The sequence below is a fragment of the Amycolatopsis lexingtonensis genome (assembly GCF_014873755.1).
Classification (GTDB): domain Bacteria; phylum Actinomycetota; class Actinomycetes; order Mycobacteriales; family Pseudonocardiaceae; genus Amycolatopsis; species Amycolatopsis lexingtonensis.
The window spans coordinates 3,385,137-3,399,357 of record NZ_JADBEG010000001.1 but is presented as its reverse complement, the minus strand read 5'-3'; the positions used below and the strand labels follow the sequence as shown (position 1 = coordinate 3,399,357).

10 protein-coding genes are annotated in these 14,221 nt (G+C 71.3%); 7 read left to right on the top strand and 3 right to left on the bottom strand.

Going from position 1 to position 14,221, the window contains the following annotated elements; translation table 11 throughout:
- Positions 1–13: 13 nt before the first annotated feature.
- The 3 genes from H4696_RS15420 to H4696_RS15410 all read right to left on the bottom strand — a co-directional run bounded on the left by H4696_RS15420 (position 14) and on the right by H4696_RS15410 (position 6,147).
- A complete protein-coding gene (locus H4696_RS15420) occupies positions 14–3,670 on the bottom strand; it encodes a glycoside hydrolase family 3 C-terminal domain-containing protein (protein WP_086861616.1) in 3,657 nt (1,218 codons plus the stop codon).
- Between the two features lie 198 nt (positions 3,671–3,868).
- Complete coding sequence (locus H4696_RS15415) at positions 3,869–4,741, bottom strand: class II glutamine amidotransferase (RefSeq protein WP_086861615.1); 873 nt, start codon at positions 4,739–4,741, stop codon at positions 3,869–3,871.
- 80 nt (positions 4,742–4,821) lie between these two features.
- Entirely contained in the window at positions 4,822–6,147 is a 1,326-nt protein-coding gene (locus H4696_RS15410; RefSeq protein ID WP_225955695.1) for an extracellular catalytic domain type 1 short-chain-length polyhydroxyalkanoate depolymerase, read from the bottom strand.
- A 197-nt stretch (positions 6,148–6,344) separates the two neighbouring features.
- Between H4696_RS15410 and H4696_RS15405 the strand changes: the two genes are divergently transcribed.
- From H4696_RS15405 to H4696_RS15375, 7 genes are all read left to right on the top strand, one after another.
- Positions 6,345–7,142 (top strand): PaaX family transcriptional regulator, encoded by a 798-nt coding sequence (locus H4696_RS15405; protein ID WP_192782330.1) that lies wholly within the window; start codon positions 6,345–6,347, stop codon positions 7,140–7,142.
- A gap of 193 nt (positions 7,143–7,335) precedes the next feature.
- Positions 7,336–9,783 carry a glycoside hydrolase family 3 N-terminal domain-containing protein gene (locus H4696_RS15400; RefSeq protein WP_086865448.1) on the top strand — a complete coding sequence of 816 codons (2,448 nt, stop codon included), beginning with the start codon at positions 7,336–7,338 and terminating at the stop codon, positions 9,781–9,783.
- Positions 9,784–10,114: 331 nt separating this feature from the next.
- Complete coding sequence (locus H4696_RS15395) at positions 10,115–11,473, top strand: sensor histidine kinase (protein ID WP_249027285.1); 1,359 nt, start codon at positions 10,115–10,117, stop codon at positions 11,471–11,473.
- Positions 11,474–11,549: 76 nt separating this feature from the next.
- On the top strand, positions 11,550–11,969 hold the full coding sequence (locus tag H4696_RS15390) for a roadblock/LC7 domain-containing protein (RefSeq protein WP_086865450.1): 420 nt from the start codon (positions 11,550–11,552) through the stop codon (positions 11,967–11,969).
- Positions 11,966–12,325 carry a DUF742 domain-containing protein gene (locus H4696_RS15385; RefSeq protein ID WP_086865451.1) on the top strand — a complete coding sequence of 120 codons (360 nt, stop codon included), beginning with the start codon at positions 11,966–11,968 and terminating at the stop codon, positions 12,323–12,325. The genes H4696_RS15390 and H4696_RS15385 overlap by 4 nt, the downstream gene beginning before the upstream one ends.
- An 88-nt stretch (positions 12,326–12,413) precedes the next feature.
- Complete coding sequence (locus H4696_RS15380; protein WP_420831564.1) at positions 12,414–12,914, top strand: GTP-binding protein; 501 nt, start codon at positions 12,414–12,416, stop codon at positions 12,912–12,914.
- A complete protein-coding gene (locus H4696_RS15375; RefSeq protein ID WP_086865453.1) occupies positions 12,911–14,170 on the top strand; it encodes a cytochrome P450 in 1,260 nt (419 codons plus the stop codon). Before H4696_RS15380 ends, H4696_RS15375 begins: the two co-directional genes overlap by 4 nt.
- The last annotated feature ends 51 nt before the right edge of the window (positions 14,171–14,221 follow it).

Here is a 14,221-nt window from a genome sequence, read left to right as displayed (position 1 = left end):
GAGGACCCACGGCTCAGCCGATGGCGAGGGTGAAGATGTGCATCGCCGCCGTCCCGGCGTTCGCGCCGTCGCTGACGTCCGGCAGGGTCACCGACTGCACCGTCTTGCCCGCCTGCAGCGGGATCGGGGCGTAGTACAGGCTCACCTGCTGGTTCAGCCGGCCGTTGCTGTTGTTGAGGTACGGCACCGTGGTCAGGATGTCGCCGCCGGTCGCCGCGTTGGCCCACCAGTCGGCGAAGCTGACGCTGTGGGACTCGGTGGTGCCGTCGGTGTAGGTCACCGTCGCGGTGCCGGTCGGGCTGCCGTAGTCACCGGCGCCGATCAGGCCGAGGGTGTGGCCGGTGCCGGAGACCGTGATGGTCTGCCCGCCGGCCACCCCGCCCGCGACGACGTTGTCCGGGCTGCCCGGCGTGACGTCGGGCCAGGTGAACGTCAGGCCGTCGTGGGTGAAGGTGGCGCCCGGGGTGAGACTCGGCGTCGCGGCGGCCAGCGCCTGCGCGGAGAAGCTGGCGTTGCCGCCGTCGAAGTTGCCCGCGCCGGGGGTGGCGTCGTCGCTGACGCCCACGTTGTTGTAGGCCGCGGCCAACGACGGGTACGGCGGGTGCGGCAGGATCACGGTGGTCGCGTCCACCGAGCTGCCGGGCCCGTTGGCGGAGGTGAACGTGGCCTGCGCCGACACGTCGAACTTCCCGGGCTGCGCCGAGGCCGGCACGCCGACCTGCCACGTGGTGCTGACGGTCTGTCCCGCGGCCACGGTCGGGAAGGTCGACGGCGAAGTGGCCTGCGCCGTCCAGCCGGCCGGCACGCTGAGCGTCAGCGTCACGTCCCGCAGCGGCCGGGCTCCCGCCGGGTTGGGCAGGGTGGTCGTGACGGTGTAGGTCGTGCCCGGCTGCACCCGGTCGGGCGCGCTGAGCGTGAACGGCTGCTTGACCACGACGGGCGTCGAGCCGGTGACGCCGTCGACCGTGACACTGATGGTCGCGACGCCGGGCGCGAGCAGGGTCACCTTGCCGGTCCGGCTCACCTGGGCCACGCGCGGATCGCTGCTGCGGTAGGCGACCCGCTTGCGCGCCAGGTCGACGAACGACTGGTCGTTGTTCACCGCCTCCACGACGTGGTCGGCCGGCACGTGCTGCGCGGCTTGGGCGGTGTCGTCGGCGATCCACGGGTTCTTGCCTGCCAGGTCGATGCTCTGGCCGGGCGCGAACACCACCTGGTCGGGCTGCACGGTCACGTACTGCGTCTTCGGCGTGATGGCGCCGGTGACGGCCACCGTGGCGCTGCCGGCGAGGTGGGCGGCGTCGGCGCCGACACCGAACCGGTAGGCGCCGTTGTACACGACCTGGCGGTGCTTTCCTTCGTCCCAGAACGACAGATCGGCGATGCGCACGGGGATGCTCAGGTGCTGGGTCTGGCCGGGGGCCAGCACATCCGTCTTCTTGAAGCCGGCCAGCCGTTGGCGCGGCAGCTCCACGCCGGGCACGCTGAACGCCGTGGCGGCGTACAACTGCGCGACGGTGGCGCCAGGGGTGCGGCCGGTGTTGGTGACGTCGAGCCCGATGGTGACCTTGCCGTCCGCGCGGGCGGTCTTGGCGTCGGCGTGCACGTGTGAGTAGGCGAAGCCGGTGTAGGAAAGGCCGTAACCGAATGAGTACGCCGGGGTGCCGGTGAAGTACTGGTAGGTGCGGCCGAGGCCACCGGTCTGGGACGGCGTCAGCCCGTAGTTCTTCATGTCGGGCAGCTGCGTGTCGTCGGCGTACCAGGTGAAGTTCAGGTGCCCGCTGGGATTCTGCTTGCCGAACAGCACGTCGGCCAGCGCGGTGCCCTGGCTTTCCCCGTTGTACGCGCTGAACACGATGGCCGGGTAGCCGCTCTTGGCGTGGTCGAGCGACACGGCGCCGCCCGCCTGCACGGCCAGCGCGGTGCGCGGGTTGCCGGCCGCCGCGACCTGGTCGAGCAGCGAGTCGTAGTTGCCCGGCATGGCGATGCCGGTGCGGTCCCTGCCCTCGGTGGCCACGTTCGTGTCGGTACCGGCGAACACCACGACCAGGTCGGCGGTCTTCATCGCGGCCGTGGTCGCCGCCGAGCAGCTCGCCGCCGCGGTCGTGCCGGTGGAGGTCCCGCACGCGTCGAAGGTGACCGTGGCGGCCGGGTTGGCCGCCTTGAGCGCGGAAGTGATGCCCTGCACGGCGTTCACCTGCAGCGCCGGCTCGCCGGAGTAGTCGCCGAGGGTGACTTTGCCGGCGAGGTCGCCGACGACGACCACGCTGCCGAGCTTCGCCGGATCGGCGGGCAGTAGCGGCGCGGCGGCACCCGGAACCCGGTCGTTCTTCAGCAGCACCAGCGAGTTGTCCGCGACCTTCGTGGCCAGCGCCTGGTGCGCGGCGCTCTGGAGCTGGTCCTTGGTGATCTTCGTGTAGGCCACCCGGTCGGCCGGGTCGAACTCGCCGGTCTGCATGCGCATGGTGAACAGGTGCACCAGCGCGTTATCGATGACGCCCTCGGAGAGGACGCCGGCCTTGATGGCTTCCTGGATGTTGGCCAGGGTGTCCTCGGAGCCGGTGCAGTTGAGCTGGGTGCCCGCGCGCAGCGCGTACGCCTGGCCACCGGCGGCGCCGGAAACCTGCTGGCCGGTCGCGGTGTTCGTCCACTGCGTCGCCGCGTTGGCGGTGGTCGTGGTCCAGCCCGGCGGCGCCCAGTTGTGGCTGCCCGGCGCGTAGACGTCGCCGACCGCACCGCAGTCGGACGTCGTGTAGCGGTCGAAGCCGTAGGTGCGCTGGGCCAGTTCGTTCGCCGTGTACGTGTTCGCGGGCGCCGGCGTGCCGTTGATCGCGTTGTACGACGTCATCAGGCCGGACACGTGCGCGTCCTGGATCAGGTCCCGGAACTGCGCGGTGTAGTAGTCGCGGATGTTGGCGTCCGTGGTGTCGGAGGAGTCCGCGTGGCGGTCGTTCTCGACGTCGTTGAGCGCGTAGTGCTTGGCCGTGGCCGCGACCTTCAGGTAGGGCGTCATCGGCCGGCCCTCTCGCGTCTGGCCCTGGTAGCCGTTCACGAACGCGCCGGCCATCTTCGCGACCAGGTACGGGTCCTCGCCGAACCCTTCGTCGGTGCGGCCCCACCGCGGGTCGCGGTCCAGGTTCACCGTGGGCGCCCAGTAGGTCAGGGAGCCGTAGCCGTTCTTGTCGGGGCCGATGTTGTTCTGCGCGACGCCCCACAGCGACTTGTCCAGCATGCCGCGGGCCTCGTCGGAGATCGCCGTCGTCTCCTGGTAGACCAGCTCCGGATCCCAGGACATCGTGCTCGCCAGGTTCGTCGGGAAGCTGGTGGCGTGCACGCCGCCGGTCGCGGTGCCGGGGTTGGTGTTCGCGCCGAGCGTGTTGAGCCCGTGCTGGCCTTCGCTCCAGTACGTGTACTGCTGCACGCCGAGCCGCGGGATGGCCGGCGCGCTGTTGGTGTGCAGCTGCAGCACCTTCTCGGGCAGCGTCATCCGGGAGACGAGGTCCGCGGCCCGCTCGGCGAAGCTGTAGTGGGTGTCGCGGTAGACCGGCGGCGCGGCGGCGGCCGGCTGCGGGCCGGCCCACGCGGACGGGACGAACGTGGCCGCGGTCACGGTGGCGGCGAGCAGGGAAACGGCGGTGAGCCGTGCCCTTCGCCGGAGGAGCAAGGACATCGGATCTCCGTCACAGAGTGTCGGTGGGGATCACCTGGGTGCTTGCTGTGTTCCGGCGAAATCCCCGGCCTGGTCCCGTCATCGTTAGCAGCCGTTCCCGTTTCGAGGCAAGGGTTTCGGCTCCGCCCGATCGCCGGGCTGTGCTTTCCGGATGTAACTTTCAGCTGCCGCGAAACTTTCGCGGATCCGGCGGAGCCGCTACCGGCCGAGCTGGGAGGCGGCGGCGTGGCCGCCGAGGTCGTCGAGGGCGAGCAGGTGCCGCGGCGGCTGCTCCAGGACGGTGCGCCGGGTGACGACCTGGTCGGCGCCGACGTGCAGGAGCTGCCCGGGTTCGAGGTTCCGCCAGCCGGGGTCCTCGTCCATCCGTTCGCTGGCCACGACGACCGCGCGGTGGTGGGCCAGTGCCCCGGACCGCGCGCGGATGCGGCCGGCGGCGCTGGCGTGCTCGAGGTGGCGGTCGCCGTGCGGGCCGCCGGGCGAGCGCTGCAGCACGTACAGGTCGTGCGTGTCCGGGTAGCGCAGCGCCCACAGCTCCGAGGCCGTGGTCAGGATGACGTTGAGCGCGTAGACCGGCAGGTTCTCGGCGACCCAGCGAGCCGCGGCGGTGAGGCCGGCCCCGACGTCACCGCCGTGCGCCTCGGTTTCCTGGGTGACCAGGGCGAAGAACCGTTCGGAGTCGGTGTCGCCGCCGACGAGTTCGCGGTGTTCGCCGTCGAGGCGGGCTTCCAGTGCCGGGAGGTCGCCGATGACGCCGTTGTGGGCGAAGAGCCGGCCGTGCTGGGCGAACGGGTGGGTGTTGGCCGGCTCGACACCCCCGGTCGAGGCGTAGCGGATGTGCGCGAGGAACGTCGCCGACTCGCACTGTTTGGCCTCGTAGGCGAACTTTTCGTCCGCGTAGGCGGCCAGCGGCTGTTTCCACACCAGCGGCTCACCCCGGGCGTCGAAGGCGCCGAGGCCGGTCCCGTCCGGCTCCCGGCGGCTCTGTGCGGCGAGGCTGTCGGGCGCTTCGAGCAACCAGAACGTCGCGTGCACGCGCTGCGGCGCGGCGGACAAACCGAACAGACGACACATCCTCCGGATTCCTTCCTGACGGTGTCAGAGGCGGATACCCGGCCGGGGCGCGGCGAACCGTTCGATTGCCCGCCGCCCGGTCAGCCGCGCGAACAGGCCGAGCCGTTGAGGGCGAACGACGCGGGCGCGGCCGTGGTCCCGGTGTGGGTGGCCTGGAAGCCGATGGTGACCGACGCGTTCGGCGCGATCGTGCCGTTGTAGGCCGCGGCGCGCGCGGTCACCTCGCCCGACGACGGCGAGTACGTGGCGTTCCAGCCGGAGGTGATGGTCTGGCCGGCCGGCAGCGGGAAGACCAGCGACCAGCCGTCGACCGGGGTGGTGCCGGTGTTCGTGATGGTGAGGTTCTCGGTCAGCCCGCTGTTCCACGCGTTCACCGCGGCCGCGACCGCGCACGACGCCGACGGCGGCGGGGTGGTGGTCGTCGGGGTCGTCGTGGTCGGTGGCGTGGTCGTGGTGGTGGTCGGCGGGGTGGTACCGGTCAGGCCGAAGAAGGCGATGGCGTACGCGGCCATGCCGGTGGCGGGCAGGCTGTGGCCGGCGCCCTGAATGCTGTACGCCTCGACCTGGACGGTGCCGGACGCGTCGGCGTAGCGGCGGCGGTCCCAGCCGGACTGCGGGGTGTCGCTGGACGTCGGGGTCTGGCTCAGCCCGAACACGTTCGTCCACTGCTCGATTTCCTCCTGCAGCAGGGAGTACGGCACGAGGGTGTCGGCGGTGCCGTGCCAGAGCTGCATCGGCGGGCGGGGACCGGTGTAGCCGGGGTAGGCCTGCCGGACCGCGTCGCCCCACTGCTGCGGGGTGCGGTTCATGCTGCCGCCGGTGCACTTGCTGCTGCCGGGCGGGTAGTCGGCGGCGTTCGCGAAACAGTTGAACGGCACCCCCATGAACGCCGCGCCGGCCTTGAAGACGTCGGGGTAGAGCGCGAGCATTTCGTTGGTCATCATGCCGCCGGAGGACGATCCGGTGGCGAAGACCCGGCCGGGGTCGCCGCCGTAGTGCTGCTCGGCGTAGGTGACCATCGAGACGATCGAGACCGGGTCGCTGCCGCCGCCGCGCCGCTTGGCCGCGTCGGACCAGGTGTCGAAGCAGTTCCCGAAGCCGGCCTGCTGCTGGGCGCTCGGGTAGATGACGAGGAAGCCGTACCGGTCGGCGAGCGAGGCGAATTCGCTGCCCGCGTAGAAGCCGGGGCCCGAGCCGCCGCACCCGTGCATGGCGACCACGATCCCGGGGTGGGCCGGGTGCGAGTCCGGCACGTAGACGTGCATCCGCATGCCGCCGGGATTGTCGCCGAAGCCGGTCACCTCCACCAGTGAGGCGGCGGCCGCCGGCGGTGGCGCCGACAGCGCGGCGGCGGCGATCAGCGTGGCACCGGCGAGCATTCCGAGCAGGGTCCTGATTCTCGTCATCGTCGACCTCCGGTTGGGAATTCCCCGCCACGACGGTAGGCAGTTCCCCAACGACCGTCAATGATTTGCCGAACATTGGAATTGTGGTTACTCTGATCGCGCCGAAAGTTTCGGTAAAAGGTGGACGAATATTTGAAGATCGTCGCATTCTTGGTGCATATCGGCCGGTGCTCCGGTTCGGCGAGAGGGGGCCGGGAATGCCGGTCGTACGGCCCGAGACGCTGCTCCTCACCTTGTTCGGCGACCACGTGCTGGACCGCGGGACGGTCGTGTCGACCGGCGGTGTCCTCGGCGTGCTCGGCCGCCTCGGCGTCGGCGAACACGCGACCAGGGCGACGCTCGGCCGGATGGGGCACCGAGGCCTGCTCCGCACGGAACGCCGTGGCCGCCAGGCGTTCCTCGGGCTGACCGCGCACGGCACCGAAGTGCTGCGCGACGGGCAGCGCAAGCTCGAGGGCGAGGTCGTCGACCGGCACTGGGACGGCCGGTGGACGCTGCTGACGTTCTCGGTGCCGGAGAGCCGCCGCGCGGACCGGCACGCGCTGCGGACCCGGCTGGGCTGGTTCGGCTTCGGGGCGTTGCGCAGCGGCCTCTGGGTTTCGCCGTCGGCGCAGGACGTTTCGGCGGCGCTGGCCGAACTCGATCTCCTCGACCACGCCGAGGTGTTCCGCGCCGAATCCTTCCTGTGGACCGACCCCGCGCGCATCGCCGCGGAAGCCTGGGACCTGGCCGGGATCGCCGACGGGTACACCCGGTTTCTCCGCAGCTGGACGGGCGGGGCCTTCGCCGACCTCGACGATTTGTCCCGCCGCGTCCGGCTGGGCGCGGAATGGCTGCTGCTGATCCGCCGCGACCCGGTCCTCCCGCCCGCGCTCCTGCCGGCGGACTGGCCCGGAGTCCGTGCCGCGGCGTTGTTCGGCGAGCTGCGTCACCAGTGGGCCCGCCCGGCGGGCAAGCTGGCCGGGGAACTTCTCGGGTCCATCGTGGACGCCTGAGGCGTTCTGTTCCTCGCGTAGCTCCCGGGCGCATTGCCCGCAACGTCGTCGACCGCGCCGTGGCGTTCCTTCAAGGTGTGTACGAACGCCGTTACCGGCGGCCGTTCGGCGCTTTACAGCCCGGCGGAAGGTGCCTACGGTGCGCTGGCACCCATCCGGCCGGTCTGCGCCGACCACGGCTGAAGGAGGTCAGGTGTTCCGCAACCACAGACCCAGTACCCGCGCCACCGTCACGGTGTTCGCGGCGGCTGCCCTGCTCGCGGTTCCCGCGTTCACCGCCAGCGGCAGTGCCGCCGGCCAGCCGGGCGCCGCGCCTTGGCTGGACACGCATCGCCCGGTGCCGGCGCGGGTGGAGGCGCTGCTGCACGCGATGACGCTGCCCGAAAAGGTCGGCCAGATGGACCAGCAGCTGGTCACCACGCTGACCGACGCGAACAGCACGACGTGCGGGAACAACGGATTCGGCATGCCCAATCCGGAATGCATGCGGAAAATCCTGCTCGACGCCCACGTCGGCTCGATTCTCGCGGGTGGTACCGAGAATCCGGTCGACACCACGGGCAAGGGCGGCGTGGGCAATACCGGCTACGACTGGGCCACCGAGTACAACACCATCCAGCAGTTCGCGATCAAGAACTCGCGCCTGCACCTCCCGGTCGTGTTCGGCATCGACGCGGTGCACGGCTTCGGCCACCCGTGGCAGGCGCCGCTGTACCCGCAGTCCATCGGCATGGGCGCCACCTGGGACCCCGCGCTCGCCCAGGCCGGCGGCAAGGCGACCGCGGACGCCCTGCGCGCCACCGGCTGGACCTGGAACTTCGCCCCGGTGCAGGACATCGCGCGCGACAACCGCTGGGGCCGCACCTACGAGACGTGGGCCGAGCAACCGGTCCTGTCGGCCGCCATGGGGGCCGCGAACATCAAGGGCATGCAGACGCCCGGCAAGCGCGGTGAGCTGAACGTCAGCGCGACGGTCAAGCACTTCGCCGGCTACTCGCAGTCGGTCAACGGGCACGACCGGGCCGAGGCGCTCCTCCCGATGAACTACCTCCAGACGACGATCCTGCCGCCGTACGCGGCCGGGATCGACGCGGGCGCCGGGACCGTGATGGTCAACTCCGGTTCGATCAACGGCGTTCCCGCCACCTCGTCGCACTACCTGCTGACCGACGTCCTGCGCAACCAGATGCACTTCCCGGGTGTCGTGATCAGCGATTACCAGGACGTCACCGCGTTGCAGACCGCCTACCACATCGCGCCGGATCTCCCGGGTGCCATCGCCGCCGCCGTGAACGCGGGCGTCGACATGAGCATGCAGGTCACCGACCCGGCCGGGTGGCAGGCCGCGATCCTGCAGGCCGTCGACACGGGCAAGATCTCGCACGCGCGGATCGACCAGGCCGTGCGCCGCATCCTCACGCTCAAGTTCCAGCTCGGCCTGTTCGACCAGCCGTGCGTGGCCGACCCGGCGAAACCGTGCGTCGACGCGAACGCCGCCAACGCCGCCGTCACCGCGGGCCGCGACCAGACGGCGAAGGCCGCACGCGAGTCGATCACCCTGCTGCGCAACGAGAACAACGCGCTGCCGTTGCCGGCCGGCGCGAAGGTCGTGGTGACCGGTCCGAGCGCGGACTCGATGACCAACCAGCTCGGCGGCTGGAGCGTGAGCTGGCAGGGCGTGGCGGGGGCCGGGCACGTCTGCTGCATGGGCCCCGAGAACCAGATCCCGCCGGGCACCACCGTGCTGGGCGGCATCCGGGCCGCGGACCCGGCCGCGGTCTACGCGCCGGATCAGGCGAGCGCCGTCGCGGCCGCGGCCGACACCAGCGCCTATGTGGCGGTGGTGGGGGAGAAGGCCTACGCGGAAGGGCTGGGCGACAACCCGGCTCCGGCACTGGCGCCCGACCAGCAGGCCCTCGTCTCGGCACTGGAGGCGACCGGCAAACCGGTGATCGTCGTGGTCGTCGCGGGCCGGCCGGTCGGGCTGGGCCCGGCCGAGAAGGCGAACGCGGTGCTGATGGCCTACCAGGGCAGCACGGAAGCCGGCACGGCGGTGGCGGATGTGCTGTTCGGCAAGACGAACCCCGCGGGCAAGCTGCCGATCAGCTGGCCGTCCGACGCGCCGGCCGTCGGCGCCGACTTCGCCGGCACGGCCCCGTCGCCGCTGGGGGACCAGCCGAAGTTCTTCGACCAGCTGCCCAGCACCGCGTCCGGTCCGGGCAACGCGTACAACCCGCAATTCCCGTTCGGCTACGGCCTGTCCTACACGACGTTCACCCACACGAACCTGGCGGTGACGCCGAAGGTCGCGCGCGACGGCACGGCCACCGCGACGTTCACCGTCACCAACACCGGAACCCGCGCCGGCACCGACGTCGTGCCGGTGTACGTGGCCCAGCCGGTGAGCCCGGTGGTCGTCCCGCCGCAACGGCTGGTCGGCTTCGCGCGCGTGACGCTCGACCCGGGCCGGTCCCAGGTCGTGCGCGTGTCCTTCCCGGCGGCCACGCTGGCCGAAAGCGCGCCGGACATCAACGCGTCCGGGCCGCCCGCGGTCGTGCCGGGCAGTTATGTGCTGCAGCTGGACAAGAACGGCACGACGCCGTACGCGGTCGACGTGTCGGCGCCGTTCGTGATCCAGTAGCACGGGTTGCCGCGGGGCGACGCCGGCGCGTCGCCCCGCGCAGCATTCCACAATGGACAGTGACCGCACAGGTGCCGACCTGCGGTGAATCAAATTTCGCCGCCAATTCTCCGCATGTGTGGTAATCAAGATTTTCGCCGACACCGTCGGACACCGGCTGCGGCCGGTGCGCCGGTCCGGCGGCGCTCCGAAACCGAGTCGTGATCTCTCCGGGCGAACCGAGTACTGTTCGGACACCAATCGGACTCGAGGAAGTGGAGCGATGTCGGAACGACCGCCCGCACAGCATCGGGAAGAACGCGCGTCAGTCGGCCGGGCGGTAACCGGGGTAGTGGTCACCGCCGTCGCCGCGGCCGCGATCTGGACCGGGGTGTCCTTGTCCGTTTCCGGTGGTCAGGCGATTCTCGTCGCCGTTGCCGGCGCGCTCACCGGAATCGTCGCGTGTGTCGCCGTGTTCTTCGCGCTGCGCCGCGGTGACCAGGTATCGGCCGCGACCGCGCAGGCCCAGGCCGCGCAGGACGAAGCCCGGCACGCCCGCGAAGCCGTCGAGCAGGGCCGCGGCGAACTGGCCCTGCTGCTCGACCGGACCGTCCCGGACGCGGTGCGGCGGCTGCGCGGTGGCGGGCTCGCGGACAGCGTGCTCGCCGAGGTGCCGCGCCCCGCCGACGAACTGCACCAGCGCGCCCTGCGGCTCCTGGTCGACGAGATCGCCGTCGGCGAACGTCGCCGCGCCGCCGCGACGGCCGCTTGCGCGAGCGCGGCGGGCCGGTTGCAGGCACTGGCGACCAGCACGCTGGGGGACCTGCGCGAAATGGAGAACCGGTCGTCCGAGGCGATGCTCGGCGATCTCCTGAAGGTCGATCACCTCACCGCGCAGGCGGGGCGGCTGGCCGACAGCATCGCCGTGCTCACCGGTGCGCGATCGGGCCGCCGCTGGACGAAACCGATCCGGATGGAAAGCATCCTGCGCGGGGCGCTCGGCCGGATCGGCGCTTATCAGCGGGTGCGGGTGCATTCCGCGAGCGGGGTGGCGGTCGTCGGCTACGCCGCGGAAGACGTCATGCACGCGCTGGCCGAACTCATGGACAACGCCACGAAGTTCTCCGCCCCGTCGGAAGAAGTGCACGTTTACGTCGAAGATCTGCACAACGGCGCGGTGATCACCATCGAGGACGGCGGCCTCGGCATGAAGCCGCAGGCGCTCGCCCGCGCCGAGCGCACGGTTTCCCTCGACCAGCCGCTCGACCTCACCTCGATGTCGGGCACGCGGCTCGGGCTCGCGGTCGTGGGCAGCCTGGCGCGCAAGCACCAGCTGCACGTGTTCTTCCGGCCGTCTTCCCGCGGCGGGATCGGCGTGGTCATGCGCATCCCGACCCAGCTGATCACCCAGCCCCGGCCCGACGCCCTGCCGGAGGCGGACGAGCACGCCGCGTCGGTCGTGTGGCCCGGCCCCGCCGACACGAGCCACGAAATCGCCGGCGACCTGTCCGAGCCGTCGGAGCTGCCGAAGCGCTCGCGCGGGCAGACGCTGACCGCCGCGTCGCGCCGGCCGCCGTCACCCACCCCGAGCCCCGCCCGGGCCGAGCGGGACACCGGGTCCCGGTTCGGGGCCTTCCAGCAGCGGCGCAGCGGTGGTTCCCTGCCGACCCGCCAGGCCGCTTCCCCTTCGGACACCGGCGAAGACGCGTGACCCGTCGCCCCGCCCGTACACCCGCACACCGCCAGATGGGAGCAAGGGGACCCGCCGCGCCCGGTCCCCGGATTCGATGACTGATTCGGACAAGAGCCTCGAATGGCTCCTCGAAAACCTCGTCACCAACACCGCCGGGGCCTGCCACGCCCTCGTGCTTTCCCGCGACGGCCTGAAGCTCTGCCACACGCAGGGGCTCACCGTCGACCGTGCCGACCAGCTCGCCGCGATCGCCGCCGGCGTCCAGGCGCTGGCGCACGGCGCGTCGGTCGAGTTCGGCGACGGCACCGGTGGCGTGCGGAACTCGATGACCGAGTTCCACGGCGGGATCCTCTTCATCGTCGAGGCCGGGGTCGGCTCGCACCTGGCCGTGATCGCCACCGAAGACGCCGACGTCGGCCTGATCGGCCACAACATGGACGAGCTGGTGGAACAGATCGGCTCGATCTTCACCGCCCCGCCGCGCTTCGCGGCGGCCGACCACCCGGCTTCGTGACGCGCGCCGCGCTCGACGGGGAGGACCCGGACCGGCTCTACACGGTCACGGGTGGGCGCAGCAGCGCGGATGACGTCGATCTCGATCTCGTCACCCTGATCGTCCGGGAGTCGGAGCCGTCGGCGGGCATGCAGTCCGAGCACGTCCGGATCCTGCGGATCACCGCGAAGCCGACGTCGGTCGTGGAGCTGTCGGCCGATCTGGCGCTCCCGGTGAGTGTGATCAAGATCCTGCTCGCGGACCTGCTGGCCACGGGCAAGGTGTCCGCCCGACATCCGTCGTCGGCCCAGGCCGCGGGACGGACCTCCGACTCGGAATTCCTCAAGAAGGTGCTCGTTGGACTCCGCAATCTTTGAACGAGAAGAACGGCTGCCCCTGGCCGACACCGCCAACGACGGCGTGAAGATCGTCATCGTCGGCGGCTTCGGCGTCGGGAAGACGACCATGGTCCGGTCGGTCAGCGAGATCCGGCCGCTGAGCACCGAAGAGACGATGACCCAGGCCGGGATCGGCGTCGACCACACCCGCGGGGTGCAGGCCAAGACGACGACCACGGTCGCGTTCGACTTCGGCCGGATCAGCCTCGACGAGCAGCTGGTGCTCTACCTGTTCGGGGCCCCGGGGCAGGAACGGTTCTGGTTCCTCTGGGACAGCCTGTTCGCCGGCACCCTCGGCGCCGTCGTCCTGGTGGACGCCCGGCGGCTGGCCGATTCGTGGTACGCGATCGACCGGCTCGAACACCACGGCACGCCGTTCATCGTGGCGCGCAACAACTTCGGCCCGCCTAAGCACAGCCTCGACGACGTGCGCGCGGCGCTCGACCTGTCCGCCGAGGTGCCGCTCGTGGACTGCGACGCCCGCGACCGGGACTCGTCGAAGCAGGTGCTGATCTCGCTCGTCGACCACCTCTACACCCTGTCCAAAGTCCGGGAGGGCGCATCGTGACCGGTTCCCACACCAGCACCCACGCGGAGGCGGCCTCCACGTCGGACCGCGTCCGGTTGTACGGGCCGGAGTTCCAGAAGGACCCCGCCGCGTTGTACGCCCGGATCCGGCGGCAGCACGGCGGGGTCGTCCCGGTCCTGCTCGACGGTGACATCCCCGCGTGGCTGGCGACCGGCTACCGCGAAATCCACCAGGTGTGCCAGGACTCGCAGCTGTTCGCCAGGGACAGCCGCCGGTGGAACCAGTGGAAGAACGTCCCCGAAGACTGGCCGCTGCTGCCCTACGTGATGCACAACCCGTCGGTGATGTTCACCGAGGCCGGGGAGCACCGGCGCCGGGCGGGCGCGATCGGCGACGCGCTGTCCGCGGTGGACCAGTTCGACCTCGGCGCGCACTGCGAGCGCATCGCGGACCGCTTGATCGACGGGTTCGCGGGCACCGGCGAAGCCGACCTCATCGCCGGTTTCGCCCAGCAGGCGCCGCTGCTCGCGGTCGCGAAGATGTACGGTATGCCCGACTCGGAGGCGCCGGCGCTGGTGCGCGACGTCGCGTTGTCCCTCGACGTCGGTCCCGAGGCATTGCCCGCGTACATGCGGGTGCAGGAGGCGATGGCGCGGCTCGTGGCGGTGAAGCACGAGCAGCCGGGCGCGGACGTCCCGACGGCGATGCTGCAGCACCCCGCGGCGCTGACCGACGAGGAGGTCGTCCAGGACCTCCTCGTGGTGACCGCCGCGGCGCAGCAGCCGACGGCGAACTGGATCGGCAACACCATCCGCCTGATGCTGACCGACAGCCGCTTCGCGATGACGCTTTCGGGCGGGCGCGGCAGTGTCGGCCAGGCCCTCAACGAGGTGCTGTGGCACGACACGCCGACGCAGAACTTCATCGGGCGCTTCGCCAGCCGCGACACCATGCTCAGCGGTGTCCGCGTGCGGCAAGGGGATCTGGTGGTGCTCGGGCTGGCGGCCGGGAACGCCGACCCGCACGCCCGGCCGGACGCGGCGTCGGGCGCGCTGGGCAACCACGCGCACATGTCCTTCGGGCACGGCGAACACGGCTGTCCCTACCCGGCGCCGGAGGTGGCCGAGGTCATCGCCCGCACCACCGTCGAAGTCCTGCTGGACCGGCTCCCGGACCTGGAGCTCGCGGTGCCGGCCGAGCAGCTGAAGTGGCGGCCGTCGGTGTGGATGCGGGGTCTGGAGAGCCTGCCGGTGCACTTCACCCCGGTGCACGTGGCCGGGCCGGCGCTGTGGTGAGCGCCTTCTTTCGCGGCTGAGCCGTCGAGCCCCGGCGGCCTCGGCCGGCCG

Coding starts and splice junctions, on each gene's coding strand:
- H4696_RS15420 (WP_086861616.1), bottom strand. CDS start 3,670: ATGTCCTTGCTCCTCCGGCGAAGGGCACGGCTCACCGCCGTTTCCCTG.
- H4696_RS15415 (WP_086861615.1), bottom strand. CDS start 4,741: ATGTGTCGTCTGTTCGGTTTGTCCGCCGCGCCGCAGCGCGTGCACGCG.
- H4696_RS15410 (WP_225955695.1), bottom strand. CDS start 6,147: ATGACGAGAATCAGGACCCTGCTCGGAATGCTCGCCGGTGCCACGCTG.
- H4696_RS15405 (WP_192782330.1), top strand. CDS start 6,345: ATGCCGGTCGTACGGCCCGAGACGCTGCTCCTCACCTTGTTCGGCGAC.
- H4696_RS15390 (WP_086865450.1), top strand. CDS start 11,550: ATGACTGATTCGGACAAGAGCCTCGAATGGCTCCTCGAAAACCTCGTC.
- H4696_RS15380 (WP_420831564.1), top strand. CDS start 12,414: ATGGTCCGGTCGGTCAGCGAGATCCGGCCGCTGAGCACCGAAGAGACG.